Genomic DNA, 25,419 nt, shown 5'->3' with positions numbered 1-25,419 from the left:
GCCGCCTCGACGACGGACTCGGAAAAGTCGCTCACGGCTTCCGCTCTGGTTTGGAAAGCCGTCGTGCCTCGGCTTGCAGCTTCGCAAATTCTTCGTCGGCCTCGCGCTCGGCGCCTTCTGCTTCGGCGGCGCGCCGGCTGGCCTCGAACGTGTCGTAACGTGCATGCGCGATCTGGGTCATTCGCTCGTGCGACATGCGACCCTTGCCGCTGAGCACCTCGCGCTCGTTGAATGTCAGGAACCGGTCGGTCTGGGCGATCCAGTCGGCCATGCGGGTCTGCTGTCGTCGCGACGCCCGATCCTCGGCGAAGTCGAGAAACATCGTGGTGAGGCGGTTGAGCGCTTCGATCTCGTCGGCCTGAAGATAGTTCTTCGAGATCGTTACGTCCGCTTTTCGAACGCGGTCGCCGTCCCAGGTGGTCAACGCCATGTTGGGCTTTTCCGGATCGGCCCTTTCGACGATCAACTCGGCGGCGGTGCGCCCGGTCACCGCGTAGACGAGCTTGTTCTGGATGGTGGCGAAGAATACCTTCGCGGTTTCGGCCGTGCCGTCATAGTCGACACTGGTCTCTTTGAAGAGATCCCGAACCTTCTGATAGAATCGTTTTTCCGAGGCGCGGATGTCCCGGATGCGGCGGAGCAGCTCGTCGAAATAGTCGAGCCCGCCCGGCTCCTTCAGCCGCGCGTCGTCGAGCACGAAACCTTTTCGCAGATACTCGTCCAGAACCGTCGTCGCCCAACGACGGAACTGGATACCGCGTGGGCTGCGGACCCTGTAGCCGACGGCCAGGATGGCGCTCAGGTTGTAGAGCGCGGTCGCATACGCCTTCCCGTCGGTCGCAGTTGTCAAGGATTCCTTGACAACTGCCTCTTTCGCTAATTCGCTGTCCTGAAAGATGTTTTTCAGGTGCAGGCTGACGTTCTGCTTGGTGGTGTCGAACAGGGTCGCGATCTCGGCCTGGGTCAGCCAGACAGTACCGTCCTGGAGGCGGAGCCGGATCGCTGCGCGCCCATCGTTCGTGCGGTAGAGGATCAGCTCGCCCCGGGACGGGTTCTCGGTCATGCGACCCGCCCCACGATCTTCTCGGCGTCCTTCACCCGGAGCTCGCCGGAAATCAGCTTCGGGAGGAGTGTGTCACGCAGGGCGGCTAAGGTCGAGCTTTCGGCGTCATTCGCGTCTTGGCGATTCCAGGTCGAACTCATGAGACGCTCGAACGCGACCTGAACTTCACGCGGTGGAATGATCATGGCTGCTTCGTGCAGGTGGTTGCGATTGATCCCAGGGACGGCTGCCTTATCGGAGAACTTCTGGAAATCCACCTGTTTGAGCGCATAGTAGACATATCGAACACTATTTTCCTTAAAATTTTTTACATAGAGAGCAGTATTGAGCGGCCAATAATCGCCCTTCACGAAAAACACTTCGCCGATTGTCCCGTATCGGCCGGTTACCACGCCCGGTCCAGGCGCCATCGCTTCATGATGAAACCCCGACACACCCGATGACGAGACGATGGGGAAGGCTCCCGGAGTTCGCTGCGACGTCGGCAAGTCGTAGCCGCGCTTGAGCTCGCAGAGATCGAGCAAATTGCCAGAATGCCATCCGCAGGGAATGCCGTCGCCATCGAGATTGTCCGGGAAGAGTTCATCCAAATTAGCGGGCAGTTTCGGGCCTCGGTTTTCGGCCTTGGCGCGAACGGGATCGAAATCCACGAACCACGATTTGAATAGCGCCTGCGCCATCGCCTCCAGCGTCTCGTTCGTCCGCCGGTTCAACTCGATCTTGTCGTCGAGTGTGCCGAGGATGTGGGCGATAATCTCTTGTTCGTCCTTCGGGGGAAGGCAAACGTGAAACGCCTTCACTTCTGGGAAGTATATGGTCTGATGCGTGGTTCCGCTCGCAAACCGAAAGAATGACTCTCGCTCTGCTAACAGTACGTATTTCAGAAAATGATGGCTAATTGATTTGGAGCACACCCAGTTCACAAAATCTTGGCTGGTTGCCATAGGCCTCCCCATAACAACGACATAGCCAACAGAAGCAGTTCTTGAAAGGCACACAGTATTGGTCGGCAAAATACGGGCCGACGAATTTGAGATTCCCAGCGTATTGGTGTATTGGCTTGTGCTGTTGATTGTCCGGCCATGGTTTTCGGTCGCATCCTTGATGCCGACCCACGGAACGTCGCCGCCCCAATACTCGGGATGCTTTCGACTCGGCGTATGACCAGTTTCCAGTCGCGCCACATCGCTCAACAGCGTCCACGACCACCCGTCTGGCGCAAGTTTGTCAGGCAGCCCGACGCTGAGAGCATATTTGCCTTGAATTACTCCTGAACTCGCAGGACGCCCGCCGGTGCGCGTCATTTTTATTTCACCCGCCATACCCGAGTTCCTTCAGGTTGGCGGCAATTGCCGCGTCGAGAAACTTGGTCTCCTCCTGCTGCTCGCGCAGTGTCTTGGCGAGCCGGGCCATCTTCTCGGCGAACGGCTCGTCGTCCTCCTCGGCCGCGGCGGCGCCGACATAGCGGCCGGGCGTCAGCACATGTCCGTGCTTGCGGATTTCGTCGAGCTTGGCCGCCCTGCAGAAGCCCGGCACATCTTCATAGACGCCGGCGTCCTTGTCACCACGCCACGCATGGTAGGTCCCGGCGATCTTCTGGACGTCCGCGGCGGTCAGCTCGCGGTGTACGCGGTCGACCAGCGTTCCCAACTTCCGGGCATCGATGAACAGCGTCTCACCGCGGCGATCACGGAAGCGGCCGTTCTTCTTGGCGCGGGCCAGGAACCACAGGCAAACCGGGATCTGGGTCGAGTAGAAGAGCTGGCCCGGCAGCGCCACCATGCAGTCGACGAGGTCGGCCTCGACAATCGCCTTGCGGATCTCGCCCTCGCCGGACTGGTTCGACGACATGGAGCCGTTGGCGAGCACAAAGCCGGCGAGCCCGGTCGGCGCGAGGTGATGGATGAAGTGCTGCACCCAGGCGAAGTTTGCGTTGCCGGCCGGCGGTGTGCCGAACGCCCAGCGCTTGTCGTCCTTCAGGAGATCGCCGCGCCAGTCGGAATCATTGAACGGCGGGTTGGCCAGAACGTAGTCGGCCTTGAGGTCCGGATGCCGGTCGTTGTGGAACGTGTCGCCATGGGCGATCTGCGCTTCGATTCCGCGGATCGCGAGGTTCATCTTGGCGAGGCGCCAGGTCGTGTAGTTCGACTCCTGTCCCCACACCGAGATATCGGCGCGCGCCTTGCCGCCGTTGCCGTTCCCGTTCGCGTGCGCCCGGATGAAGGCCTCGCTCTGCACGAACATGCCGCCCGAGCCGCAGCACGGGTCGTAGACCCGCCCCTTGTAGGGCGCGAGCATCTCGACCAGCACCCGCACCACATGACCGGGTGTGTAGAACTGCCCGCCGCTCTTGCCCTCGGCGCTGGCGAAACGGGCGAGGAAATACTCGTAGACCCGGCCGAGCGTGTCCTTGGCACGGTCGGCTTCGCTGCCGAGCGCGATGTCGCTCACCAGATTGATGATCTGGCCGAGTCGCGTCTTGTCGAGCCCGGGGCGGGCGTAGTCCTTCGGCAGCACGCCCTTGAGCATCGGGTTGTCGCGCTCTATCGCCTCCATGGCGTCGTCCACGAGCTTGCCGATGGTCGGCTGCGGCGCCATGCCCTTGAGGTAGGGCCAGCGCGCCTCGGGTGGCACCCAGAAGATGGTGTCCGCGCGGTACTCGTCCGGGTCCTCGGGGTCGGCGCCCTGGTCGCGCTCCGCCTCCAGGGCCGCGTGCTTGGCCTCGAACGCATCCGAGATGTACTTCAGGAAGATCAGCCCGAGCACGATGTGCTTGTACTCGGCCGCATCCATGTTGTTGCGTAACGCATCGGCCATCTGCCAGAGCCTGGCCTCGTAGCCGAGATTCGCGCTGGTCGACTTGCCGCCGTTGGCGTTCGACGTCTTGTCCTTCTCGGACCCGTTCTTTTTCGGTCGCCCCCGCGCCATACGACTTCCGCTCCGTGTTGGAGGAGGTGGAGGCTCCATTAGGTCAGTAGCACTCCAGCTTCTTTGATCGCGCTCGAATCGGTTTCTTTCGAGCGCAAACTACCATTCAGGCGAAGTCGAGCGCCATCGCGCCTTCGAGTTGGTGATCGGCAAAGTCTAACGCTTCGGATGGAAAGAGTTGTCGCCGGCACGCTCTGCGCCGATGCGCCCGCCGCCGAGCCGCCGAGCCGCTGAGCGGACCGACGAACGAAGATGCGGCCCGTTACATGGAGGATGTTCAATGGCCGCTCGAAGCAGCGGGCTCGCGACCTGAGATCGCAATTGCCTACATCCTTGAAAACGCGAGGCATGAAGGCGATGGGCGAGTCCATCCTGGGATGGAGGATCGCGACCACGCCGGCCGGCGAGGGCGCCAGTCGTCACCTCCGGCGAAGACGATGCCTCAGCTCGGTAGCCATTGCGGATGCGGAGATGGTCGACCAATATCTCCCTCGAAGTGGAGTCCAACCCACTTCTCGGACTTCGCGCTTCCCCGGTTAGAGCTTCTTGGAGAGTGCAACCTCCATCGCCCCACCGCCACGGCCTCGCGAGAGGCTGTGGCGGGTTTGTTTGGTCGGCACGCGCGCGGTGCCGACGAGCGGGTCGGGGAGGGTGACAATCAGATGATGGACCATTGGACCGTCAACCGGGACGATGACCCGGGGCGGGTCGCACGGGGATGAGAACGACCTCCCGGGTCGACGCGACGGCCCGCATCCGAGCAGCGTGACCGTCCGAGCGACGGGGGCAGGGGAGGCGCTGCGGCACGTGCCAGACAGCCGGACCTTGCCGGCTCATCGCGTCATTGGAAGCCGTGGGGCGATGGATGATCGTCTGCCCACGTCTGCCTCGATCCACGCGCGTCTTATTTGACGGATATTACACAGGTCGCGAGCCGCCATCGATGGCGTCGGTCTAAGCTATTGTTTTTGCTGGGAAATCTGGCGCGCCCAAGGGGAATCGAACCCCTGTTTTCGCCGTGAAAGGGCGACGTCCTGGACCGCTAGACGATGGGCGCGGAGGCCGGCACGGGCGCCGACGCGGCGAGACGTATAGTGGCGTTTCGGCCGGCCGGCAAGCGAGCCGACGGGCCGTACAGGGCGCCCTGTTGCGCCCCCGGGTGCGGGCCGGCCGGCGCATCCCGGTTCGTGCCCGCTCTCTGCGCCGAGGTCTCCGCCCGCCGCACAGTGGTCCGCCGTACAGTGGTCCGTCCACGCTCAGCGAGCGGGTCGTTGCCGACCACGGCGCAGAGACGCTCCGGTCCTTGCACGGTCGCCGTCCCGGCGGCGGGCCGAGACGGCCGCGCCGCGCCGCCGAGGCGGTCCGGCAGCGCCGGGACGCGCCGCGTCGGAGACGCGCCGCGGCCGGACGACCTTACCAGTGCCCGGTGTTCGGCATCGCGCTCCACGGCTCCCGGGGCGGCTTGGCGGCACCCTTCTGCAGGAGCTCGACCGACTGCCGGTCGGGCGAGCGGACGAACGCCATCTGGCCGTCGCGCGGCGGCCGCAGGATGGTGATGCCGGCCGCCTGCAGGCGGGCGCAGGTCTCGTAGATGTCGTCGACCTCGAAGGCGAGGTGGCCGAAATAGCGCGCCTCGGCGTAGTCCTCGTCGCCGTCCCAGTTGTAGGTCAGCTCGAGCAGCGGCGCCGGACGGCCCTTGGCGCGGCTCGCGTCCACGTCGCCCTTGTCCTCGGGAGCCGCGAGGAACACCAGGGTGAAGCGGCCTTTGTCGCTCTCGGTCCGGTGCGTCTCGACCAGGCCGAGCTTGCCGCACCAGAAGTCGAGCGCGGCGTCGAGGTTGCGGACGCGGAGCATCGTGTGCAGATATCGCATGAAGTCCTCTTCGACAGACGGCGGCCGCGCGGTCGGCCCGGCCGCCCGAGCATGCATATATGATCACGACGGACGTCGAGACAGGTCGCCGCAGGCTCCTCGCGCTGATCGAGGAGGCGCGCGCCGTGCTGCCCTTCACGGGCGCCGGCATTTCCACCGAATGCGGGATCCCGGACTTCCGCTCGCCCGGCGGGGTGTGGACCAGGAACGCACCGATCGACTTCCGCGATTTCGTCGCGCGCCGCGACATGCGCGACGAGGCGTGGCGGCGCCGATTCGCGCTGGAGGAGCAGTTCGGCGCCGCACAGCCGGGGCGCGGGCACCATGCCCTCGCCAGCCTGTGGCGCGCCGGCAAGGCGCCCGCCGTCGTCACCCAGAACATCGACAACCTGCACCAGGACTCCGGCATCGCCGCGCCGGACGTCGTCGAGCTGCATGGCAACACCACCTACGCGCTCTGCCTGTCGTGTTCGGCCCGCTACGAGATCGCCTGGGTGAGGGAGCGGTTCGAGGCGACCGGCCACGCGCCGGACTGCCGATGCGGCGGGCACATCAAGACCGCGACGGTGTCGTTCGGCCAGGCGATGCCGGAGGCCGAGATGCGCCGCGCCGAGGAGCTGACGCTCGCCTGCGATCTCTTCCTCGCCATCGGCTCGTCGCTGGTGGTGTGGCCGGCGGCCGGATTCCCGCTGCTCGCCAAGCGCAACGGCGCCAAGCTGGTGATCCTCAACCGTGACGCGACCGAGTTCGACGAGATCGCCGACCTGGTCGTCCGCGCCGACATAGGAAACGTGCTAGCCCCGCTCGTTTCACATTGATTTGACTCGGCTTCCGTGCACGGTTGCCACGGTCGTGCACAGATTTAGCGCGCAGATTGCGACAAACTCATTTTCCTGTTTCCCATCCGGGGCGGCCTGGATATCTTTTGTTGAAGAGATTCGTTGAAGCGCTCCAGAAGAGGCGCCAAAAGCGGCGGCGTACGTCCTCATGGCCACGGACGAATTCGGTGCGAAGGGGCCTAGCGCGAGCTACGGCGTGAGCGAGGCGATCGGCGACTTCGTCGACGACGCGACGGCTGCGGTCGTGGAGATCAGCGGCGTCATCAAGTGGTTCGACGTCGCCAAGGGCTACGGCTTCATCGTCCCGGACAACGGCATGCCGGATGTCCTCCTGCACGTCACCTGCCTGCGGCGCGACGGCTTCCAGACCGCCTACGAAGGCGCCCGGGTGGTGTGCGAGGCGCTGGCCCGCCCGAAAGGCTTCCAGGCCTTCCGCATCGTCTCCATGGATGAATCCACGGCCGTGCATCCGGCCCAGATGCCGCCGCCCCGCACCCACGTCACGGTGACGCCGACCAGCGGGCTCGAGCGAGCCGTGGTGAAGTGGTTCAACCGGCTGCGCGGCTTCGGCTTCCTGACCCGCGGCGAGGGGACTGCCGACATCTTCGTCCACATGGAGACGCTGCGGCGGTATGGTCTCACCGAGCTGCGGCCCGGCCAGACCGTGCTGGTCCGGTTCGGACCCGGCCCGAAGGGCCTGATGGCCGCCGAGGTGCGGCCGGACGGCGGCACTCACGCGCTCGCCTCGCACTGATCCGACCACCGACACCGCGTCCGATCGATCCGACCACGGCACGAGTCTGCCTGGATGCTGATTTCGGATGGCGTGCGTTTTCGTTCCCACAGCACGACACCGAACGACAGCAGTCGTCGTACGTCGTCGCCGGTCTCGCGGGACGGGGCCCTTCAAATCCACGCACGATGAAGTAGGGTGACGCGCCGCCGGGCTGGCATGCGCATCGCGCCCGCACGGCGACGCTCGCCCGCCGGGACCCCGCGCCCCGCGGGGTGTCCGCACCAGCATGGCACATGGCCGCAAGGTTCCGCATGACCCGTCGTACCGTCCTGTCCGCCGCGCTCCGGCTCGTCGTCGCCGCGGTCGTCCCGATTCTTCTCGGCGCGCCGCTCGGCCTCTCCGGTGCCGCAGCCTTCGAGCGCCAGACGCTCGAGATCGCCACCAAGACCGGCGTTCACGTCTTCTCGGTCGAGGTCGCCACCACGGACGCCGAGCGGGCGCAGGGCCTGATGCACCGCAAGGAGCTGCCCGAGGGCACCGGCATGCTGTTCGACTTCAAACGCGACGAGCCGGTCGCGATGTGGATGAAGAACACCTATGTGTCGCTCGACATGATCTTCATCACGGCGGACGGGCGCATCCACCGCATCGCCGAGAACACGACGCCGATGTCGGAGCGCATCATCCCGTCGGGTGGCCCGGTGCGCGGCGTGCTCGAGGTGGTCGCCGGCACCGCGAAGAAGCTCGGCATCGCACCGGGCGACCGGATCGGCCACCCGATGTTCTCGGGCCGCTGACGAGACGGTCGGCGGGAGCTGCTTGCCGACGCAGAATCAGAACCGGGCTCCGCTCGTCTCCGCGAAGGCGGGGACCCAGGGCGGCTCGACGTGCGGCCCCTGGACTTACCGACTTCGCGGGAACGAGCGGCGGGTGGGCAGCGCGGCGGCAGTCGCGCTAGTCCGACAGCACGACGAGCCCGTCGGCGGCCGCGACGCCGTGTCCGGCCGGGCGGACGAACAGCGGGTTGATCTCGGCCTCCCGCAGCCGATCGCCGAGACGCATCACCATCGCAGCGAACGCCTCGATCGCGGCGACGAGCGCCGCCACGTCGGCTGCCGGTCGGCCGCGATAACCCTTCAGCAGCGGGGACAACGTGAGCTCGGCGATCATCGCCGCGGCATCGCCCGGCGCGAGCGGCAGGGGCCGCAGCGTCGTGTCTTTCAGAAGCTCGGCCGTGACGCCGCCGAAGCCGAGCAGCACGGCGGGGCCTAGCTGTGGATCGCGGGACAGGCCGAGAATCATCTCGACGCCGTCGGTGATGCGCTCCTGCACCAGGAAGCCGTCGAGCGTGCCCGCCGCGCAATCCGAAACGCGCGCCGCCATGGCGCGGCAGCAGTCGGCGACCGCTTCGGGTGCGACGCCGACCGCGACGCCGCCCAGCTCGCTCTTGTGCAGGATGTCGCGCGACAGGACCTTCACCACGACGGGCGCACCACCCAGCCGTTGTGCCGCGGCCGCGGCGTCCTCGGGCTTCGTTGCGACGATCTCGGCGACGGCCGGAATGCCGAAGCGGGCGAACAGCGCCTTGCTGTCGGCCTCGTTCAGGGCGCCGCCACCCGGAGGCGCGGCCGGCTCGCCGGCCGGCGATGCAGCCGCGGCCGTGGTTTCCATATAAGGCGCGGGCGGCGCGATCCGCAAGGCGGCGAGTGCCGCCACGCATCCTTCCGGATTGGCGAAAGCCGGGACGCCGGCGCGGTTGAGCGCGGCGACGATGTGGGGCGCCTCCGGGCTCACATAGGCGAGGATCGGCTTTTCGGTGGTATCGAGCGCCGCGATCAGCGGCTTGGCGACGAGGTCGGGCTGGCCGAGCGCGGACGAGCCGACGATCGTCACGATCGCATCGTAGCGCGGGCTCTTCGAGAGCAGTGCCAGGACGCGGGTGAACAGCTCGGGGCGCAGTCCGGCGAGCGTCACGTCCACGGGATTGCGGTCGAGTGTCGCGTCCGGAATGGCGAGTGCCGTCAGCCCCTCGGCGGTCGGCGGATCGGGATCGGGCAGCGTGAAGCCCGCGAGCCCGGCATTGTCGGCGATCAGGGTCGCGGCCCCGCCCGTGGTGGTGACGACGGCGAGTCGTGCGCCGTCGAGCCGGCGGCCGGTCGCGAGCGCGGCCGGGATGTCGAGCAGATCCGAGAAGGCGTTCGCCCGCACGATGCCGAGCTGGCGAAACAGCGCGTCGTACATCCGGTCAGAGCCGGCGAGCGCGCCGGTGTGGGACACGGCCGAGCGAGCACCGGTCTCCGACCGTCCCACCTTGTAGACGACGAGGCGCTTGCCGCGGCCGGTCGCCTTCGCGGCGGCGGCGCGGAACCGGTCGGGATGGCGCAGCCCCTCGATATAGAGCGCGATCACGGCGGTCGCGTCGTCGTCGGCCAGGTGCTCGATCATGTCGGCGATGTCGAGATCGGCCTCGTTGCCGGTGGCGACCAGCTTGGAGAATCCGATTCCTCGCGCGGCGCCGCGCGACAACAATGCGCCGAGGATGCCGCCGCTCTGCGAGACCAGTGCGACGCTGCCGGGCACGAAGCCGTCGAGCTCCATGGCGCCGCTCGCCGAGAGCATGATCCGCTCGCTGACATTGACGAGGCCGATGGTGTTGGGGCCGAGGAGCCGCATGCCGTCGGCCGCTTCGCGCAGCGCCTGCTGACGGCGACGGCCGTCCTCGCCGGCTTCGCCGAAGCCGCTCGCCAGCACCACGGCGGCGGCCGCGCCGGCGCGCGCGAGCTGCTCCACGGCGGCGACGGCGCGCTCGGCGCCGAGCAGCACGAGGCCGACATCGGGCACCTCGGGCAGCGCCGCGACGTCGGGGTAGCAGCGGCGGCTGCCGATCGTCTCGGCGCGCGGGTTCACCGGATAGATCGCACCGGCGTAGCCGTGCTTTTCCAGATAGGCGATCGGCCGGCCGGTCAGCTTGGTCGCGTCCGCCGAGGCGCCGATCACGGCGATGCTGCGTGGGCTGAACAGACGATCGAGGGTGGTCACCGCGTCGGCTCCTGCCGGTCGGTGCGCTTTCGGTCGGTGTCCTTGCGGTCGGCCTTGGACAGGAAGGCCTCGACCGACTCGCGATGCGCCGTCGTCGTGTAGCAGATCGCCTGCGCCTGACGGCCGAGCGCGAAGACCTGCTCCTCCGGCAGCTCGAAGGTGCGGTCGAGGATCGACTTGGTCAGCGCGAGCGCGACCGGCGAGCCGGCGCCGAGCTCGGCCGCCCAGTTTTGTGCGGTGGCGAGCAGCTCCGCGTCGCCCACCAGCCGGTCGGCGAGCCCGATGCGCAGCGCCTCCTCGGCCTTCACGCGCCGGCCCGAGAAGATCAGCTCCTTGGCGCGCGGCAGCCCGACCCGGCGCGGCAGGAAGTAGAGCCCGCCGCCGTCCGGCACCAGGCCGCGATGGATGAAGCTCATCGCGAACACGGCGCTGTCGGCGGCGACGATGAAGTCGCAGCACAGCGCGAGATCGCAGCCGAGCCCGACCGCAGGCCCCGCGACGGCCGCGATGGTCGGCTTGCCCATCTGATGGAGGCTCGCGATGCTGCGATGCGTCTTGCGCTGGCGGCGCCAGCCGTTGAAGGCGATCTCGCCGGCCGGCTCGGCGAGCCGCGTGCGCATGCCCGAGACGTCGCCGCCGGCGCAGAAGGCGCCCCCGTTGCCGGTGATCACCACGGCCCCCACGGCGGCGTCCTCGGCGACGCTGTCGAGCGCCGCGATCAGCTCGGCCCGCATGGCGTCGTTGATGGCATTGCGCACCTCGGGGCGGCACAGCGTCACGGTGGCGACGCCGTCATCGACCGCGAGGTCGACGAGCTGATGGGCAGGCGTGTCGGTCATCACTGGCGCTCCGTGCGGATGTTGGCGGCCTCGACCAGGCGCTTCCAGCGCTCCGCCTCGGCGCGCACGTAGCGGTCGAGGTCCGCGGGTGCGCCGGCCTCGATGGTGAGGCCCTCCATGTCCTTCAGCTTGGCGAAGGCCTCGCTCTCGGCGGCCCGCCGCGCCGCCTGGTTCAGCACCGCGACGATGTCGGGCGGCGTGCCGGCCGGCGCGTAGAGCCCGTACCAGCTCTCGGCGACGTAGCCGGCGACGCCCGCCTCGGCGACGGTCGGCAGGTCCGGATAGAGCGAGGCCCGCGCCGCCGACGTGACGGCGAGCGGCCGCAGGCGTCCGCTCTGGATGTGCGAGGCGACGCTCGCCGCGGTCGTGAACATCACCTGAATCTGGCCGCCCATCAGGTCCGTGATGGCGGGTGCGGCGCCCTGATAGGGCACGTGGGTGAGGTCGACCTGCGCGAGGTTCTTGAACAGCTCGCCGGCGAGATGCGCCGAGGTGCCGTTGCCGAACGAGCCGTAGTTGATCTTCCCGGGATCGCGCTTCGCCGCCGCGACGAGATCGGCGACCGAGCGCCACGGCAGGTCCGGATTGACGACCACGACGTTGAACGAGCGGGCGACCAGCGCCACCGGCGCGAACGCCTTGAAGGTGTCGTAGGGCAGCTTCGGGTTGAGGCTCGGATTGACGGCGTGCGCGAAGGTCGCCATCAGCAGCGTGTAGCCGTCGGGCGGGCTCGACGCGACCGCGGCCGAACCCAGGATGGTGCCGGCGCCGGGGCGGTTCTCGACGATGACGCGCTGGCCCAGGACCTTGCCCATCTCGTCGGCGAGGCGGCGGGCGATCAGATCGGTGCCGCCGCCGGCCGCGAACGGCACGACGATCCGCACCACGCGATCCGGAAACGCGGCGCGCGCCGGCGTGACGCCAGCGAGCGTGACCGCGATCAGGCCGAGAAGCGCGGCGTACAGCGTCGCCCGCAGGCTCTGGATGAATGTCGCCGCGGCGCGCGATCGCGACGTCGTGGCAGTCGTCCGGCCCGACCGATCGGCCATGGGCATGGAAGAGGGTTCGCCGTCCAGGGTGCGCATGGTTCCTCCGCGTGTTCCGGCCTTGTCGTTGCCCCCGTGAGGGGACCCGCTGACGTGGTCGCAGCGCGGCCGTGTGACGATGCTAGCCGGTGGCGGCGTTGACACAACGAAGCAAAAGGCCCAGCATCCATAACCAAATGTTGGGCAAAACCATGCGTGGCCGTCGCGTTCCCCTCAATCCGCTGCGTACCTTCGAGGTCGCGGCCCGCCATCTCAGCTTCACGGCGGCGGCCGCCGAGCTGGAGGTCACCCAGGTCGCGGTCAGCCGCCAGATCCGCGCGCTGGAAGAGTGGCTCGCGGTGTCGCTGTTCGAGCGCTCGCACCGCACGATCAGGCTGACCGAGGCCGGCCGGCGGCTGTTTCCGACCATCAATCGCGCGCTCGACGAGATCGACGGTGCCGTCGCCGGCGTCAGCGTGCGGGGGCGCCGTGACGTCCTCTCGGTGCACACCCACACGACCTTCGGCCAGCGCTGGCTGATCCCGCGGCTGCAGCGCTTCCATGATCGCTTCGCCGACATCGAGATCCGCCTCACCGCCTCGGCGCATCCGACCCTCGACGCGCGCGCCGACCGGGTCGTGATCAGGACCGGAACGGGGCACTTCGAAGGCTGCGAGGCGGAGCTTTTGGCGCCGGTCGAGCTGATGCCGGTGTGCACCGAGACGCTGGCACGCGGTTGGTCGGACCAGAGCGCGCCCGAGAACCTGGCGCGCCACACGCTGCTGCATTCGATGGCGCGGCCGAACGACTGGGCGTTGTGGCTCGCCTCCGCCGGCGTCACGGGGATCGACGCGACCCGCGGGCTGAAGTTCGAGAACTCGGTGCTGGCCTACGAGGCGGCCCTGCAGGGCATCGGGGTCGCGATGGGGGTGCGGGTGCTGGTCGCCCAGTATGTTCGGCTCGGCAGCCTCGTCGCGCCCTTCGGCCACGTGCTGCCGCTCGACCTCGGCTATTATCTGCTGGTGCCGGAGGGCCGCCGCATGAGCCGCGCCGTGAAGGCGTTTCGCGACTGGCTGCGCGACGAGATCGCCGGCGAGTTGCGGACGGGCTGAAAACGCCCGCGCGCGCCCGGCTCAGGCGCTGACGATCCGCCGATAGATCTCCTCCGCCACGCCGTCCCGCATCGGCACGATGGCGGCGACGCAGTCGTCCGGCCGCACCAGCACCACCGTGTCGGCGGGGCAGCCGAGACGCTCGAACAGGCGGTTGCCGACGTCGAGCAGGGCGCGGTCGCGCAGCCCGGAGTCGAGCGGCGCGTCCCACCGCGAGACGACGTAGTGCTTCAGGCCCGGCACGCCGGCGCGGGGGACCGCCGGCCGGCGGCGCGCGTCGGTGAAATAAAAGGCGACGAAGCTGTCGTCGATCAGGTCGTGCAGACGGTGCGGCCGTCCGTCCGGGCCGTGCAGCTCGGCGTCGGGCATGTGGTCGCCGACCTGCAGCGGACCGCGATCCATCTTCACCATCGACCACGGAGTCTTCTCGTCGACACCGATACGAATGCCGAGCAGGGTGCGGGTGGCGGCGAGCCCCCAGGCGCTGCCCGACATCAGGTCGGCGACCTCGCCTTCACCGCCCATGTACTTGCGGGCCTGCTCGGCCATCTCGCCGGAGCCGCCGACGGCGAGCGGCTGCTGCTCGCGCGCATAGCCGTCGAGGAGCGCGTCGCCGGCCCAGCCGCGCATCACCCAGGCGAGCCGCCAGGGCAGGCTGATCGCATCGAGAATGCCGGTGTTGAGACCGAGCGCCCACATCGGCGTGATCAGATGCGCGGCGTCGCCCATCAGGAACACCCGGTCGCGCCGCCATTCCGTCGCGATGCGATGATGGACCCGGTAGACGACCGTGTTGATCACCTCCATGTCGCGCACGTCGCCGATGAAGCGCCGGGCCTTGTCGGCGAGCACGTCGGGGCCGGGCGGCTCGGCGTCGGGCGGCAGCGGGAACAGCAGACGCCAGCAGTGCGGCTGCCGCACCAGGATCATCCACTCCTGCGGATCGGCGAAGTAGGCGAGATACGGGTAGTCGCGCGGGTTCGCGACGTCGAGATCGACCTTCAGGTCGACCAGCATGTAGCGCACGTCGTGCGACACGCCGTCCACCGGCACGCCGAGCTGCGTGCGCACGGTGCTGCGCCCGCCGTCGCAGGCGAGCAGATAGGCGCCCTCGACCTCGCGCTCGCCGTCGGGCGTCGCGAAGGTCGCCACGACGCCGTCGGCGGTCTGCCGGAACGACGTCAGGCGATGCCGCAGGCGGAGCGCGCCGGGGCAGCGCGCGTCGAGTTGGTCGCGTAGCACCGGTTCGAGGTGATGCTGCGGCAGGTTGATGACGAACGGATACCGGGTGTCCTCGGCCAGCACGGCGGTGCGCACCGACAGCGTCGGTGTGTTGGTCGCGCGGTCGAGCCCGCCGATCTCGTCGACCCGCAGCGCCTTCGCGAGCACCGGGTCGGCGACGCCGTAGCGGCGGAACGCCTCCAGCGTGCGGGTCAGGATCGTGCCGGCCTTGGTGTCGAGCGACAGCGAGTCGTCCTCTTCAAACACCCGCACGGGCAGGCCGTAGAAGTCGAGCCCGAGCGCGGTCGTCAGGCCGACCGGCCCGGCGCCGACGACGATGATCGGCTTTCTAATGTCGGCGCTGGTCATGTGTCGCTCGCGGCGTAGACGAAATCCCGGCTGACCAGCGAGGCCGTCATGGTCGCCGCGTCGGACAGGAGGAACATCAGCGGTCCCACGACGTCCTCGGGCGCCCCGACCCCGGTCGAGGCGCGCCAGCGCTCGTGGTCGGCGCCCTCGTTGGCGGCCCGGTATTGCGGCGTGTCGATCACGCCCGGCGCGATCAGGTTGAACTTCACCCGGTGCGGCGCGACCTCCTTGGCGGCGCTCTTCACGAAGGCGATCAGTGCGGCCTTGCTGGCCGCATAGGCCGAGGCTTCCGGCCAGCCCTGGTGCGCGAGGCCCGACGTGAAGGCGACGATGCTGCCGCGGCGCCGCCGGACCATGCCGGCGACCGCGGCCTGATAGCACCAGACGACGCCGTCGAGATTGACGCCGATGACGCGTCGCCACGCGACGGCATCCATGTCCTGAACTTGGACGCGCGGCTGCACGGCGGCGCCGCAGACCAGGCCGTCGATGCGGCCGTGCTCCGCCTCGATGGCGGTGAACGCGTCCATCACGGCATCGCGGTCGGACACGTCGAGCGAGCGCACCGCGATCGAGGGCGCTTCGCGTTGCAGGCTCGCCATCGCGTCGCGGTCGACGTCGCAGACCACGACGCGGGCGCCCGCCGCGGCGGCGGCGCGGGCGAGCGCCCGGCCGATTCCGCTCGCCCCGCCCGTGACGACGATCACGTCGCTGTCGGCCTCGAAACGCACTTTCATTCGCACAGTCTCCAGGGTGGATGCGGCGCCACCGAAACCGTCATTCGACGCGGATCTTCGCCGCCTCGACCACGCCCTTCCAGATCGTCGTCTCGGAGGCGATGCGGGCCGCGAGTGCCGCGGCGCCCGTGCCCGTCACCTCGACGCCGGCGGCGGCGAGCCGCGCCTTGGTGGCGGGATCGGCGAGCGCGGCGGCGACCGCCTTCTCGATCTCGGCGCGCCGCTCCGCCGGCACGGCCTTGCCGGTGAGGAGCGCGAACCACGCCGTCGCGGCGAAGCCCGGCAGACCCGACTCGGCGATGGTCGGCACGTCGGGCAGGCGCGGATCGCGCGCCGCCGTGGTCACGGCGATCGCCTTCAGCTTGCCGGCCTGGATCAGCGGCAGCGAGGCGGGGAGGTTGTCGAACATGAGCTGCACCTGGCCGGCGAGCAGATCGTTGAGAGCCGGGGCGCTGCCCTTGTAGGGCACGTGGAACAGCTCGATGCCGGTGCGCTGGCGGAACATCTCGCCGATCAGGTGGCCGTTGGAGCCGACGCCCTGCGAGGCGTAGCCGAGCGCGCCGGGCTTGGTCTTGGCGAGCGCGATCAGCTCGGGGACCGTCGAGGCGGCGACGCTCGGATGGGCGACCAGCACGTTCGCCACCTCGCCCGTGCCGGTGATCGGCGCGAGGTCGCGCGCGACGTCGTAGGACAGGTTCGCGTAAACGAGCGGATTGAGCGTCAGGCCGCTGGAGGCGATGGCGAGCAGCGTGTAGCCGTCCGGTGGTGCCCGCACCACCGTCATCACGCCGAGTGAGCCGTTGGCGCCGGGCTTGTTCTCCACCAGCACGGGCTGGCCCCAGATCTCCGCGAACTTCTGCGCGGTGGCGCGGGCGATGATGTCGCTCGTGCCGCCGGCCTGATAGGGCGACACGATGGTGACGGGCCGGGTCGGAAACGGCTCGGCCTCCGCCGGCGGCACGAGGACGAGAGCGAGCGCGGCGGCGAGCACGGGCAGGGCGGCGGCACGGACCATGACGTCACTCCATGTCGGGTGAGAACGACGGTGCAGCAAGACGTGTCAGTGGTGGCCCCACGGCATCAGCACGCGCTCGGCGACCACCACCAGGAAGAACAGCGCGATGCCGAGGATACTGAGCCACACCAGCGCGGCCCAGGCGAGCGGGCCGTCGAGCTGCGAGTTCGCGGACAGCAGCAGGTAGCCGAGCCCCTCGTTGGAGCCGACGAACTCGCCGATGACGGCGCCGATCACAGCGAGCGTCACGGCCACCTTGGCGCCCGAGATGATGAACGGCATGGCGGCCGGGAACTGAACCTTCCAGAAGGTCTGGCTCGGCGAGGCGCTGACCGAGCGGGCGAGCTCCAGGAGGCCGGGCGGCGTCGCCCGAAGGCCGGTCGCGGTGTCGACGACGATCGGGAAGAACGCCACCAGGAAGGCGATGACGAGCTTCGACTCCATGCCGGTGCCGAACCACACCAGGATGATCGGCGCGACCGCGACCTTGGGGATCGACTGGGTGGCGATCAGGATCGGGTAGAAGGTGAGGTTGAGGATGCGCGAGTTGGCGACGCAGACGGCGAGCGGCACGCCGATGACGACCGCGAGCGCGAAGCCGTAGACCGATTCCGCGAGCGTCGGCCAGGTCTGCTCGAGCAGCGTGTCGAAGTGGCGTATGCTCGCCTTGGTGATCGCCCACGGCCCCGGCAGCACGATGGGGTTGACTGCGAACACGGTGACATAGGCCTGCCACAGGCCGAGCACGACGACGATGCCGACGATCGGATAGGCGATCGCCTCGACGGTGCGGGCGGTGCTGCGCGGCTTCATCGCGTGATTCCTAATGCGATGCCCGCGCGGTGCTCGAACCCGGTGAAGGCCGCGTCGTAGCGCAGCGCCGGCGTGCGGGGGTAGGGCAGGTCGACCTCGATATAGTCGGCGATACGGGCCGGCCGCTTGGAGAAGGCGACGATCACGTCGGAGAGATAGACGGCCTCGCTGATCGAGTGGGTAACGAACAGGGTCGTCGCGTTGGTCACCTTGCGGATCTGCAGGAGCAGGTCGTGCATCTCCATGCGGGTCAGCTCGTCCAGCGCGCCGAACGGCTCGTCCATCAGGAGGAGCTTCGGCTCGTGCACCAGCGCGCGGCACAGCGCGGCGCGCTGTTGCATGCCGCCGGAGAGCTGCGAGGGGCGGGCGTTCTCGAAGCCCGAAAGGCCGACGAGCGCGAGCAGCTCCATGGCGCGGCGCTTCGCGGCGGCGTCCATGCGGCGCAGGATCTCCATCGGGAACAGCACGTTGTCGAGCACGGTGCGCCACGGCATCAGATTCGCCTGCTGGAACACGAAGCCGAAGTCCGGCTGCGGGCGCGTCACCTGCTGGCCGCGGATCTCGACCACCCCGTAGGTCGCCTCGGCGAGGCCGGCGACGATCTTCAGAAAGCTCGTCTTGCCGCAGCCGCTCGGACCCAGCAGGCTGACCAGGGTGCCTTCGGCGAGGTCGAACGAGATGTCCTCGATGGCGACCAGCGGACGTCCCGAGTCCTGCATGAACTCCTGATGGACGTTGCGGAAACGCCCGAACGCGCGGTTCGCGTCGGCGGTCGGCGTGCCGGGCGCGCCGGCTGTCGGTTCCGCGACCATGGCGATGGCCCCGGCGCTCACGGCGACACCGGCCGGGCCGGCAGAGGATTTGCATGCAAAGCCGGAGCGGGTGCGGCACCTGCGCGTCCGCCGGGGTCGAGCGGCGGCCCGGACGCTGCGACGGCGCCGCGCGTTGCGGGGCTCGTGCGATCGGACATCGGCTCGCTCCTCTGCTGCCGCCGGTGCGGGGGATCCGGCACGCATCCCGGGCGGGCCGCGCCGCCGTCGCGCCGGCACGAGGCGCATCGGCGGCGGGCGGGGGTCACCCGGAATGATTTTATAAGATCGCGCGTCTCTGCTCGCGTCAACACATTTTATAAAATCCATTGATTTTGGGAAATCGGTCGGCTAAGGAGGAGCATGCTCCGGCGTCGGGCCGGGCCATGCGAGACCGCCATGCCGATCAGCACCAATGCGCGTGGACGCGCCGATCTCTCCGAGCCGCAGACTCTCGGCGGGATCGCGCTCGACGTGCTGCGCGCCGACATTCTGCAGTGCCGCCTGCGGCCGGGCACGCGGCTGCGCCTCGAGGAGCTGCGCGAGCGCTACGGCATGAGCATCAGCCCGTTGCGCGAGGCGCTGATGCGGCTCGAATCGGAGGGGCTCGTCGTCCTCGCCGAGAACAAGGGGTTCCGGGTCGCGCCGGTGTCGCCCGCGCATCTCACCGACCTCACCGAGACCCGCATCGAGATCGAGACGCTGATGATCCGGCGCGCCGTCGCGTCCGGTGACGTCGCCTGGGAGGCCGACATCCTCGGCGCGTTCCACCGGCTGTCGCGCCAGCAGAAGGCCGACCCTTCTGCGCCCGGCGCGATCTCGCCGGCGTGGTCGCGCGAGCATCGCGCCTTCCATGCGAGCCTGTCGGACGCCTGTCCGTCCGAGCTGCTGCGCAACTTTCGTGATCAGCTGTTCGATCAGGCGGAGCGCTACGTGGCGCTCTCGATCGGCTTCACGGCGAAGCCGCGCGACGATATCGGCGAGCACGAAGGGCTGATGAAGGCCGTGCTGGCGCGCGACACCGAGACCGCGTGCCGCCTGTGCGCCGCCCATATCCGCCAGACGACCGAGAAGGTGCTGGCCGCGACCGATGCGCTCACCGCCGTCTGACGGCGAAGCGCGACGCGCCGCGGCGACGCGTGACAGAAGAAATGCCGAGGAGCCCCCGATGACGTCGGACGGAACGGTCGAGTTCGAAGCCGACGGGCTGATCGCCCGGGTCGCCGCGCTGTTCGCCGACGCCGGCCTGTCGGCCGCCGCGGCCGAGCGAGTCGCGACCACGCTGGTCGACGCCGAGCGCGACGGCATCGGCTCGCACGGCGTCGCCATGGCCGAGATGTATCTGGAACGCCTGCGCCGCGGCTCGGTGTCGACGCGCGAGACCGCCGAGGTGGTGAGCGATCGCGGCATCGCCGTGGTGCTCGACGCCGGCCATGCGCTCGGCCATCTCACGGCGCCGCAGGCGATGCGCATCGCGGTCGACAAGGCGAAGGCGCTCGGCGCCGGCATCGTCGCGGTGCGGCACGCCTTTCATTTCGGGGTCGCCCGCCACTACGCGGCGATCGCCGCCGAGGCCGGCTGCATCGGCTTCGTGATGTGCAACACGCGCCCGCTGATGCCGGCGCCGGGCGGCGCGGCGCGCGCCGTCGGCAACAATCCGCTCGCCATCGCGGTGCCGGTCGAAGGCGAGCCGCCGCTCGCGCTCGACATGGCGATGAGCGAGGCTGCGATGGGCAAGATCAGGCTCGCCGAGAAGAGCGGACGCGCGATCCCGCCGAGTTGGGCCGTGCGGGCCGACGGCGCGCCGACCACGGATCCGGCCGAGGCAATCGCCGGCATGCTGCTGCCCGCCGCCGGCCCGAAGGGCTTCGGCCTCGCCTTCATGATCGATCTGATGTGCGGGCTCCTCTCGGGCGGCGCCAGCGGTGACGCGGTGCGGCCGCTCTACGGCGATCTCGGCGAGCCCTACGACTGCGCGCATCTGTTCGTCGCCATCGACATCGGCCACTTCGGCGACGCGGATGCGTTCCGTCGGGCCGCCGCGGCGGCCGGAGCGCGCATCCGCGGCGCACCGCGCGCGTCCGGGGTCGAGCGGCTCTACACGCCGGGCGAGATCGAGTGGGAGCGGCGTCGCGTCGGCGGCAGCCGCATCAGGATTCCGGCGAGCGTCGCGGCGACGCTCGACCGGCTCACCGACGAGATGAACGCGGGAAGGCGGGCCGACAGCGGCCGCGCCATCGCGTGATCCGGGAGGCAGTGATCATGACCAAGCAGGAACTTTCGACCGACAAGCTGATCAAGCCGCTCGGGCATTACGCGCAGGCCGCCGTGGTCGAGGCGCGCGGCAAGATGGTGTTCGTCTCCGGCATGACGGCGCGCCGCGCCGACGGTTCGATCGCCGGCATCGGCGACATCGAGGCGCAGACCCGCCAGGTGATCGAGAACATCAAGTCGGCGCTGGAGACGGCGGGCGGGACGCTCGATCACGTCTGCCGGGTGGACGTCTATGTCCGCAACATGGAGCACTTCCAGCAGATCCACAAAGTGCGGCGCGAGTATTTCAAGCCACCGCTGCCGGCCTCCACGCTGGTCGAGGTAACCAAGCTCGCCTCGCCCGAGTATCTGATCGAGATCAACGCCATCGCGGTGGTGCCCGAGAGCGGGGCCGCGGCATGAGGATCGCCGCAGTCGCGTATCGAGACGGCGAGCGGCTCGCGCTGGTCGACGGTGACGACCTCGTCCTGCTGCGGGCCGATCTCGGCGATCTGGTCGGCATCGTGCAGAGCGGGGCGGACGGCCTCTCGCGCCTGCGCGCGGCCGCGGACCGAGCATCCGAAAGGATCCCGCTCGCCGGCGCGCGGCTGCTGCCGCCCGTTCGCCGCTTCGGCCGCGACATCCTGTGCACGGGCTGGAACTACTGGGATCACTTCGAGGAGGGGTTCGGGCGCCGCGAAGGCCAGGACGTGCCGAAGCCCGACCATCCGACCTTCTTCACCAAGCGGCCCGACGTGGTGATCGGTCCGAACGATCCGATCGCCTTCGATCCCGAACTGTCGCACCAGTGGGACTACGAGGCGGAGCTTGCCGTGATCATCGGCAGGACCGGGCGCAACATCCCGGTCGAAGCGGCGATGGATCACGTGTGGGGCTACTGCCTCGCCAACGACATCTCGCTGCGCAGCGTGCAGCGCGCCCATGGCGGCCAGTGGCTGAAGGGCAAGAGCGTCGACGCGACCATGCCGATCGGGCCATGGATCGTGACGGCCGATGCGCTCGACTATCGCGATGTGACTTTGACCTGCGTCGTCAACGGCACCACGCTGCAGGACGGCTCGACGCGGCTGATGGCCTTCGACCTGCCGACCCTGATCGCCGAAGCGTCGCGCGGCATGACGCTGCATGCCGGCGAGCTGTTTCTCACCGGCACGCCGTCCGGCGTCGGCAATGCCCGGACACCGCAGATCTTCCTGAACGCCGGCGACGAGGTGATCGTGCGCGGCACCGGGCTCGGCGAGCTGCGCAACACGATGACGCTCACGGATCTGCACTCGCCGTCGCTTTCCGCGAGGCTCGCGCTCGCCGAGGGGGCGTCATGACGGACCGCCACGGCCTCCAGCTCGCCGCCGAGCGCGGCCTGACGCTCGACGACGTCGGTTCGACGATCCTCCTCGACAATGCGCATGTGCGCATCTGGGAGGTGAAGATCGCGCCCGGCGAGACGCTCGGCTGGCACATTCATTACCACCCCTATGTCGTGATCGCCGTGACGGGCGGCAGGAACGAGATCGAGACGATCTTCGGCGAGCGGCGCGCGACCTACGAGCCGCCCGGCCATGTCGTGCTGATCGACGGCATGCGGCCGATCCATCGCCTCACCAATCGCGACAAGACGACCTATCTGGCACGGCTGATCGAACTCAAGCACATCCGCTGGATCCCCGAGACCGCACCGCTGCCGAGCCTCGAGCGACCCGACACGGAATGACCGCGAGCGCGGTGACGACGCGCCCGAGCAGGAGAGCCCATGAGCGACGTTCACGGACTGAAGAAGGCGAAGGAGCTCGGCATCAAGCTGCGCGAGATCGGCAGCCGGGTCGTGCTCGAGAACGAGCATGTGCGCATCTGGGAGGTGAAGGTCGAGCCGGGCGAGACGGTCGACTTCCACATCCACTATCATCCTTATGCGGTGATCTCGATCGACGGCGGCGAGAACGAGGTCGAGACGATCTTCGGCGACACGCGCAGCACCTTCGAGCCGCCCGGCGCCACCGTGTTCATCGACGGCATGCGACCCGTCCACAAGCTCACCAACAAGTCGAACGTGACGTATCTGTCGCGCCTGGTCGAGCTCAAGCACATCACGTTCACGCCCGAGGAGGCCCCGCTGCCGAGCACCGACGCGGCGAAGCCGGCCGAAGCGCCGTCTGCTGCCCCGGCCGGCGCCGCTCCCGCGATGCCGGCGGATGCGATGGCGGCGTTCAAGGAGATCCTGATCCAGACCGCCGACATGGAGTGGACCGCGAAGTCGCTCGCCGGCCTGACGCAGAAGATGCTTTGGCGCAACGAGGAGACCGGCGCGTCGATCGGCCTCGTGCGGTTCGAGAAGGGCTCGGGCGTGCCTGAGGCGCACGCGCACGCGTCCAATCAGTTCATGTTCTGCCTGGAGGGGAAGTATCGCTACATCCCGACCGGCACGACGCTGACGCCGGGCTGCTTCTACTGGAACCCGAAGGGCAGCGTGCACGGCCCGACGATCGCCGAGGAGACCTCGGTGCTGCTCGAGATCTACGACGGCCCGCATTACCCGGTCCGCCCCTCCTGGTACACCAACGACGACGATGCCCGATGACCACGCGTTCTGATCCCGGCGGCTGGGATGTTCACACCCACCTGATTCCGCCGGCGCTGGTCGCGGCGGCGGAGCGGGGGGCCGTGTGGGGCATGACGGCGGCCGCCGGCACCCTGAAGGTGTGCGGTCACGGCGTGCCGCTGCGGCCGATCTCGGAGGCCGGCGCGCTGGTCGAGCGGGTGCGGCGCGACGGGCTCGACGGCGCCGTCGTGTCGGTGCCGCCGCCGCTGTTCCGGCCCGACATCGCCCCGGCGGAACGGCGCGCCTATGTGGACGCCATCAACGAGGGTGTTCGCGAAGCCTGCGCGCCGCATGCGCCGACCTTGCGGCCGCTCGCCTATCTGCCGACCGAGGATCCCGGCCTCGCCGTCACGGTCGCGGAACATCTCGACGAGGGCTGGGCCGGCGTCGTCGTCGGCACGGCGCTCGGGGCGCGTTCCTATGCCGATCCTGACTACGAGTCGCTGTGGAGTCTCTTGGAGGCGCGCCGCTTCGCCGCCTTCCTGCACCCCGGCGATTGTCCCGACGATCGGCTCGACCGGCACTATCTCACGAACCTGCTCGGCAACCCTTACGAGACGACGCTCGCGGCCGCCGGTTTCGTGCTCGGCGGCGTGTTCGAGCGCCATCCGAACCTTCACGTCGTGCTGGCCCATGGCGGCGGCTGCGCCGCGACGCTCGCCGGCCGCTGGCAGCAGGGCGTTATCACGAAACGCCCCGGCGTTCCCTCGCGCGACCTGATGCCGCTCGACGCGCTGAAGCGCTTCTTCGTCGACAGCCTGGTGCATCACCCGGCCTATCTCGATTATCTGATCGCCGTCATGGGCGCCGACCGTATCGTGCTCGGCAGCGACTGGCCGTTCCCGATGGGGGCGGACTGCGCCGATTACGATCTCGGCCATCTCGCGCCCGCGCTTCGCCGAACGATCCGGCACGACAACGCGTGCGCGGCCTTCGGGGCCGATCGCCTCGCCGGCTGCGCCGGTGCCGAGCGGAGCGCGGTGCGATGAACAACCCTGTGGTCCGACTTTTGCGTCCCTGTAACGTGCGTTCACCCTGACGTGAGATGCGCGGCTCGGTCTCGTCCACGTCACCCCCGAGGCTCTGATGATCACGGAGAACCGACATGTCGACCGTCACTAAGCTGATCGGAGCCGCACTCGGCGCGGCCGTCGCGCTTTCGAGCGTGCTGACATCGAGCGCGATGGCGCAGGAGCGCGACGTCAAGTTCATCCTCGACTTCATCAGCCTCGGCCGGCACGCGCCGTGGTACGTGGCGCTCGGCAAGGGCTTCTACAAGGAGGAGGGGCTCAACGTCTCGATCATCCCCTCCAAGGGCACGGCCGACGCGATCCGCTCGGTCGTCACCGGCATCGCAGACATCGGCTTCATCGACATCCCGAGCCTGGTCGCCTCGGGCTCGGCCGCCGGCAACATGAAGATCGTCGCCGTGAACTACCAGAAGCCGCCGTACTGCGTGTTCTCGCTCGACCCCGGCGCCAACGTCACCGAGCCGAAGCAGCTCGCCAATCTGGAGTTCGGGTCGAGCACGTCGTCTTTCCTGCCGCGCATCGTGCAGGCGTTCATGGAGATGAACGGGGTCGACAGCAAGACCCTGAAGGTCGTCAACATCGACGGCTCGGCGCGCGTGCCGATGCTCGCCGCCCGCAAGGTCGCCTCGGTCGACCAGTTCATCATGAGCGAGCCGGCGATCCGCCGCGCCGTCACCGAGGCCAAGCCGAAGTGCCTGTTCCTCGGCGACTACGGGCTCGACATCTACTCGAACTCGATCGGCACCACCGAGGAGTATCTGACCAAGAACCCCGACGTCGTGAAGAAGTTCGTGCGCGCCTCGCTGCGCGGCTGGCAGTACGCCCTCGCCAACCCGAAGGAGGCGGCGCAGATCCAGATCCAGTACGTCAAGGCGCTCAATCCAGACATCGTCGCCGAGGAGGTCGAGATCCTGAAGCGCATCGCCGTTACGCCCGAGGTCGAGAAGAAGGGCTTCGGCACCGTCTCGCTCGACACGATGAAGCGCACCGTCGACTTCATGAACAAGAACGTCGACATCCCGGGCGAGAAGCTCACGGCCGAGCAGATCTGGCGCCCCGGCTTCCTGCCCGAGACTCCCGTCCTGCCGAAGTAGGGCGTTT

General features: G+C 68.7%; 24 protein-coding genes, 1 tRNA gene and 1 pseudogene. 13 read left to right on the top strand and 13 right to left on the bottom strand.

Annotation, left to right across the window (positions count from 1 at the left end):
• Positions 1–31: 31 nt before the first annotated feature.
• The 5 genes from CCR97_RS09370 to CCR97_RS09345 form a co-directional block, all read right to left on the bottom strand.
• A complete protein-coding gene (locus CCR97_RS09370; RefSeq protein ID WP_111356670.1) occupies positions 32–1,063 on the bottom strand; it encodes a virulence RhuM family protein in 1,032 nt (343 codons plus the stop codon).
• Positions 1,060–2,367 carry a restriction endonuclease subunit S gene (locus CCR97_RS09365; protein ID WP_201159450.1) on the bottom strand — a complete coding sequence of 436 codons (1,308 nt, stop codon included), beginning with the start codon at positions 2,365–2,367 and terminating at the stop codon, positions 1,060–1,062. Before CCR97_RS09365 ends, CCR97_RS09370 begins: the two co-directional genes overlap by 4 nt.
• A gap of 7 nt (positions 2,368–2,374) precedes the next feature.
• Positions 2,375–3,991, bottom strand: coding sequence for a class I SAM-dependent DNA methyltransferase (locus tag CCR97_RS09360; protein ID WP_111356671.1), 1,617 nt, complete (start codon positions 3,989–3,991; stop codon positions 2,375–2,377).
• A 981-nt stretch (positions 3,992–4,972) separates the two neighbouring features.
• Positions 4,973–5,048: transfer RNA gene (locus CCR97_RS09350), tRNA-Glu, on the bottom strand.
• Positions 5,049–5,404: 356 nt separating this feature from the next.
• A complete protein-coding gene (locus tag CCR97_RS09345; protein WP_111356675.1) occupies positions 5,405–5,863 on the bottom strand; it encodes a VOC family protein in 459 nt (152 codons plus the stop codon).
• 59 nt (positions 5,864–5,922) lie between these two features.
• Between CCR97_RS09345 and CCR97_RS09340 the strand changes: the two genes are divergently transcribed.
• From CCR97_RS09340 to CCR97_RS09330, 3 genes are all read left to right on the top strand, one after another.
• Positions 5,923–6,681: an SIR2 family NAD-dependent protein deacylase gene (locus CCR97_RS09340; RefSeq protein WP_201159448.1), complete on the top strand. Its 759-nt coding sequence runs from the start codon at positions 5,923–5,925 to the stop codon at positions 6,679–6,681.
• Positions 6,682–6,850: 169 nt separating this feature from the next.
• Positions 6,851–7,456 carry a cold-shock protein gene (locus CCR97_RS09335; RefSeq protein ID WP_111356673.1) on the top strand — a complete coding sequence of 202 codons (606 nt, stop codon included), beginning with the start codon at positions 6,851–6,853 and terminating at the stop codon, positions 7,454–7,456.
• 293 nt (positions 7,457–7,749) lie between these two features.
• A complete protein-coding gene (locus CCR97_RS09330; protein WP_111356674.1) occupies positions 7,750–8,235 on the top strand; it encodes a DUF192 domain-containing protein in 486 nt (161 codons plus the stop codon).
• Between the two features lie 157 nt (positions 8,236–8,392).
• On the opposite strand, the gene CCR97_RS09325 is transcribed toward CCR97_RS09330, so the two are convergent.
• Genes CCR97_RS09325 through CCR97_RS09315 form a run of 3 tightly spaced genes read right to left on the bottom strand, consistent with a single transcriptional unit; the run spans position 8,393 to position 12,401 of the window.
• Positions 8,393–10,477, bottom strand: a complete 2,085-nt coding sequence (locus tag CCR97_RS09325) for an acetate--CoA ligase family protein (protein ID WP_201159447.1) — start codon at positions 10,475–10,477, stop codon at positions 8,393–8,395.
• Complete coding sequence (locus CCR97_RS09320; RefSeq protein ID WP_111356887.1) at positions 10,474–11,316, bottom strand: enoyl-CoA hydratase/isomerase family protein; 843 nt, start codon at positions 11,314–11,316, stop codon at positions 10,474–10,476. Before CCR97_RS09320 ends, CCR97_RS09325 begins: the two co-directional genes overlap by 4 nt.
• Positions 11,316–12,401, bottom strand: coding sequence for a tripartite tricarboxylate transporter substrate binding protein (locus CCR97_RS09315; RefSeq protein WP_244670339.1), 1,086 nt, complete (start codon positions 12,399–12,401; stop codon positions 11,316–11,318). The genes CCR97_RS09320 and CCR97_RS09315 overlap by 1 nt, the downstream gene beginning before the upstream one ends.
• 152 nt (positions 12,402–12,553) lie before the next feature.
• On the opposite strand from CCR97_RS09315, the gene CCR97_RS09310 reads away from it, so the two are divergent.
• Positions 12,554–13,453, top strand: coding sequence for a LysR substrate-binding domain-containing protein (locus CCR97_RS09310; RefSeq protein WP_111356890.1), 900 nt, complete (start codon positions 12,554–12,556; stop codon positions 13,451–13,453).
• A 21-nt stretch (positions 13,454–13,474) separates the two neighbouring features.
• Here the strand turns inward: CCR97_RS09310 and CCR97_RS09305 are convergent, their stop codons facing one another.
• The gene (locus CCR97_RS09305; RefSeq protein ID WP_111356885.1) at positions 13,475–15,043 is read right to left on the bottom strand and encodes an FAD-dependent monooxygenase; all 1,569 of its coding nucleotides are present in this window, start codon (positions 15,041–15,043) and stop codon (positions 13,475–13,477) included.
• Between CCR97_RS09305 and CCR97_RS32515 the strand changes: the two genes are divergently transcribed.
• Positions 15,027–15,077: a hypothetical protein gene (locus CCR97_RS32515; protein ID WP_420826066.1), complete on the top strand. Its 51-nt coding sequence runs from the start codon at positions 15,027–15,029 to the stop codon at positions 15,075–15,077. The two genes, CCR97_RS09305 and CCR97_RS32515, sit on opposite strands and share 17 nt — an antisense overlap.
• A gap of 22 nt (positions 15,078–15,099) precedes the next feature.
• Here CCR97_RS32515 and CCR97_RS09300 read toward each other — a convergent pair.
• From CCR97_RS09300 to CCR97_RS09285, 4 genes and pseudogenes are all read right to left on the bottom strand, one after another.
• Positions 15,100–15,780 (bottom strand): annotated as a pseudogene (locus tag CCR97_RS09300) (SDR family NAD(P)-dependent oxidoreductase); the annotation flags it as partial.
• A 40-nt stretch (positions 15,781–15,820) separates the two neighbouring features.
• On the bottom strand, positions 15,821–16,795 hold the full coding sequence (locus tag CCR97_RS09295; protein ID WP_111356883.1) for a Bug family tripartite tricarboxylate transporter substrate binding protein: 975 nt from the start codon (positions 16,793–16,795) through the stop codon (positions 15,821–15,823).
• Between the two features lie 45 nt (positions 16,796–16,840).
• On the bottom strand, positions 16,841–17,608 hold the full coding sequence (locus tag CCR97_RS09290) for an ABC transporter permease (protein ID WP_111356882.1): 768 nt from the start codon (positions 17,606–17,608) through the stop codon (positions 16,841–16,843).
• The gene (locus tag CCR97_RS09285; RefSeq protein ID WP_245428813.1) at positions 17,605–18,441 is read right to left on the bottom strand and encodes an ABC transporter ATP-binding protein; all 837 of its coding nucleotides are present in this window, start codon (positions 18,439–18,441) and stop codon (positions 17,605–17,607) included. The genes CCR97_RS09290 and CCR97_RS09285 overlap by 4 nt, the downstream gene beginning before the upstream one ends.
• A gap of 375 nt (positions 18,442–18,816) precedes the next feature.
• Between CCR97_RS09285 and CCR97_RS09280 the strand changes: the two genes are divergently transcribed.
• From CCR97_RS09280 to CCR97_RS09245, 8 genes are all read left to right on the top strand, one after another.
• On the top strand, positions 18,817–19,527 hold the full coding sequence (locus CCR97_RS09280) for a GntR family transcriptional regulator (protein WP_170145793.1): 711 nt from the start codon (positions 18,817–18,819) through the stop codon (positions 19,525–19,527).
• Between the two features lie 58 nt (positions 19,528–19,585).
• On the top strand, positions 19,586–20,662 hold the full coding sequence (locus CCR97_RS09275) for an Ldh family oxidoreductase (RefSeq protein WP_111356880.1): 1,077 nt from the start codon (positions 19,586–19,588) through the stop codon (positions 20,660–20,662).
• A gap of 17 nt (positions 20,663–20,679) precedes the next feature.
• A complete protein-coding gene (locus tag CCR97_RS09270) occupies positions 20,680–21,093 on the top strand; it encodes a RidA family protein (RefSeq protein WP_111356879.1) in 414 nt (137 codons plus the stop codon).
• A complete protein-coding gene (locus tag CCR97_RS09265; RefSeq protein WP_111356878.1) occupies positions 21,090–22,013 on the top strand; it encodes a fumarylacetoacetate hydrolase family protein in 924 nt (307 codons plus the stop codon). Before CCR97_RS09270 ends, CCR97_RS09265 begins: the two co-directional genes overlap by 4 nt.
• Positions 22,010–22,402: a cupin domain-containing protein gene (locus tag CCR97_RS09260; RefSeq protein ID WP_111356877.1), complete on the top strand. Its 393-nt coding sequence runs from the start codon at positions 22,010–22,012 to the stop codon at positions 22,400–22,402. The genes CCR97_RS09265 and CCR97_RS09260 overlap by 4 nt, the downstream gene beginning before the upstream one ends.
• Before the next feature lie 39 nt (positions 22,403–22,441).
• Complete coding sequence (locus CCR97_RS31585; RefSeq protein WP_244670338.1) at positions 22,442–23,266, top strand: cupin domain-containing protein; 825 nt, start codon at positions 22,442–22,444, stop codon at positions 23,264–23,266.
• On the top strand, positions 23,263–24,276 hold the full coding sequence (locus tag CCR97_RS09250; protein WP_111356876.1) for an amidohydrolase family protein: 1,014 nt from the start codon (positions 23,263–23,265) through the stop codon (positions 24,274–24,276). The genes CCR97_RS31585 and CCR97_RS09250 overlap by 4 nt, the downstream gene beginning before the upstream one ends.
• 116 nt (positions 24,277–24,392) lie before the next feature.
• Positions 24,393–25,412: an ABC transporter substrate-binding protein gene (locus CCR97_RS09245; protein WP_111356875.1), complete on the top strand. Its 1,020-nt coding sequence runs from the start codon at positions 24,393–24,395 to the stop codon at positions 25,410–25,412.
• The last annotated feature ends 7 nt before the right edge of the window (positions 25,413–25,419 follow it).

The sequence above is a fragment of the Rhodoplanes elegans genome (assembly GCF_016653355.1).
In the GTDB taxonomy this organism is placed as follows: Bacteria; Pseudomonadota; Alphaproteobacteria; order Rhizobiales; family Xanthobacteraceae; genus Rhodoplanes; species Rhodoplanes elegans.
Note: the sequence above shows the minus strand (reverse complement) of the source record. Positions and strands in the feature narration are given on the sequence as shown.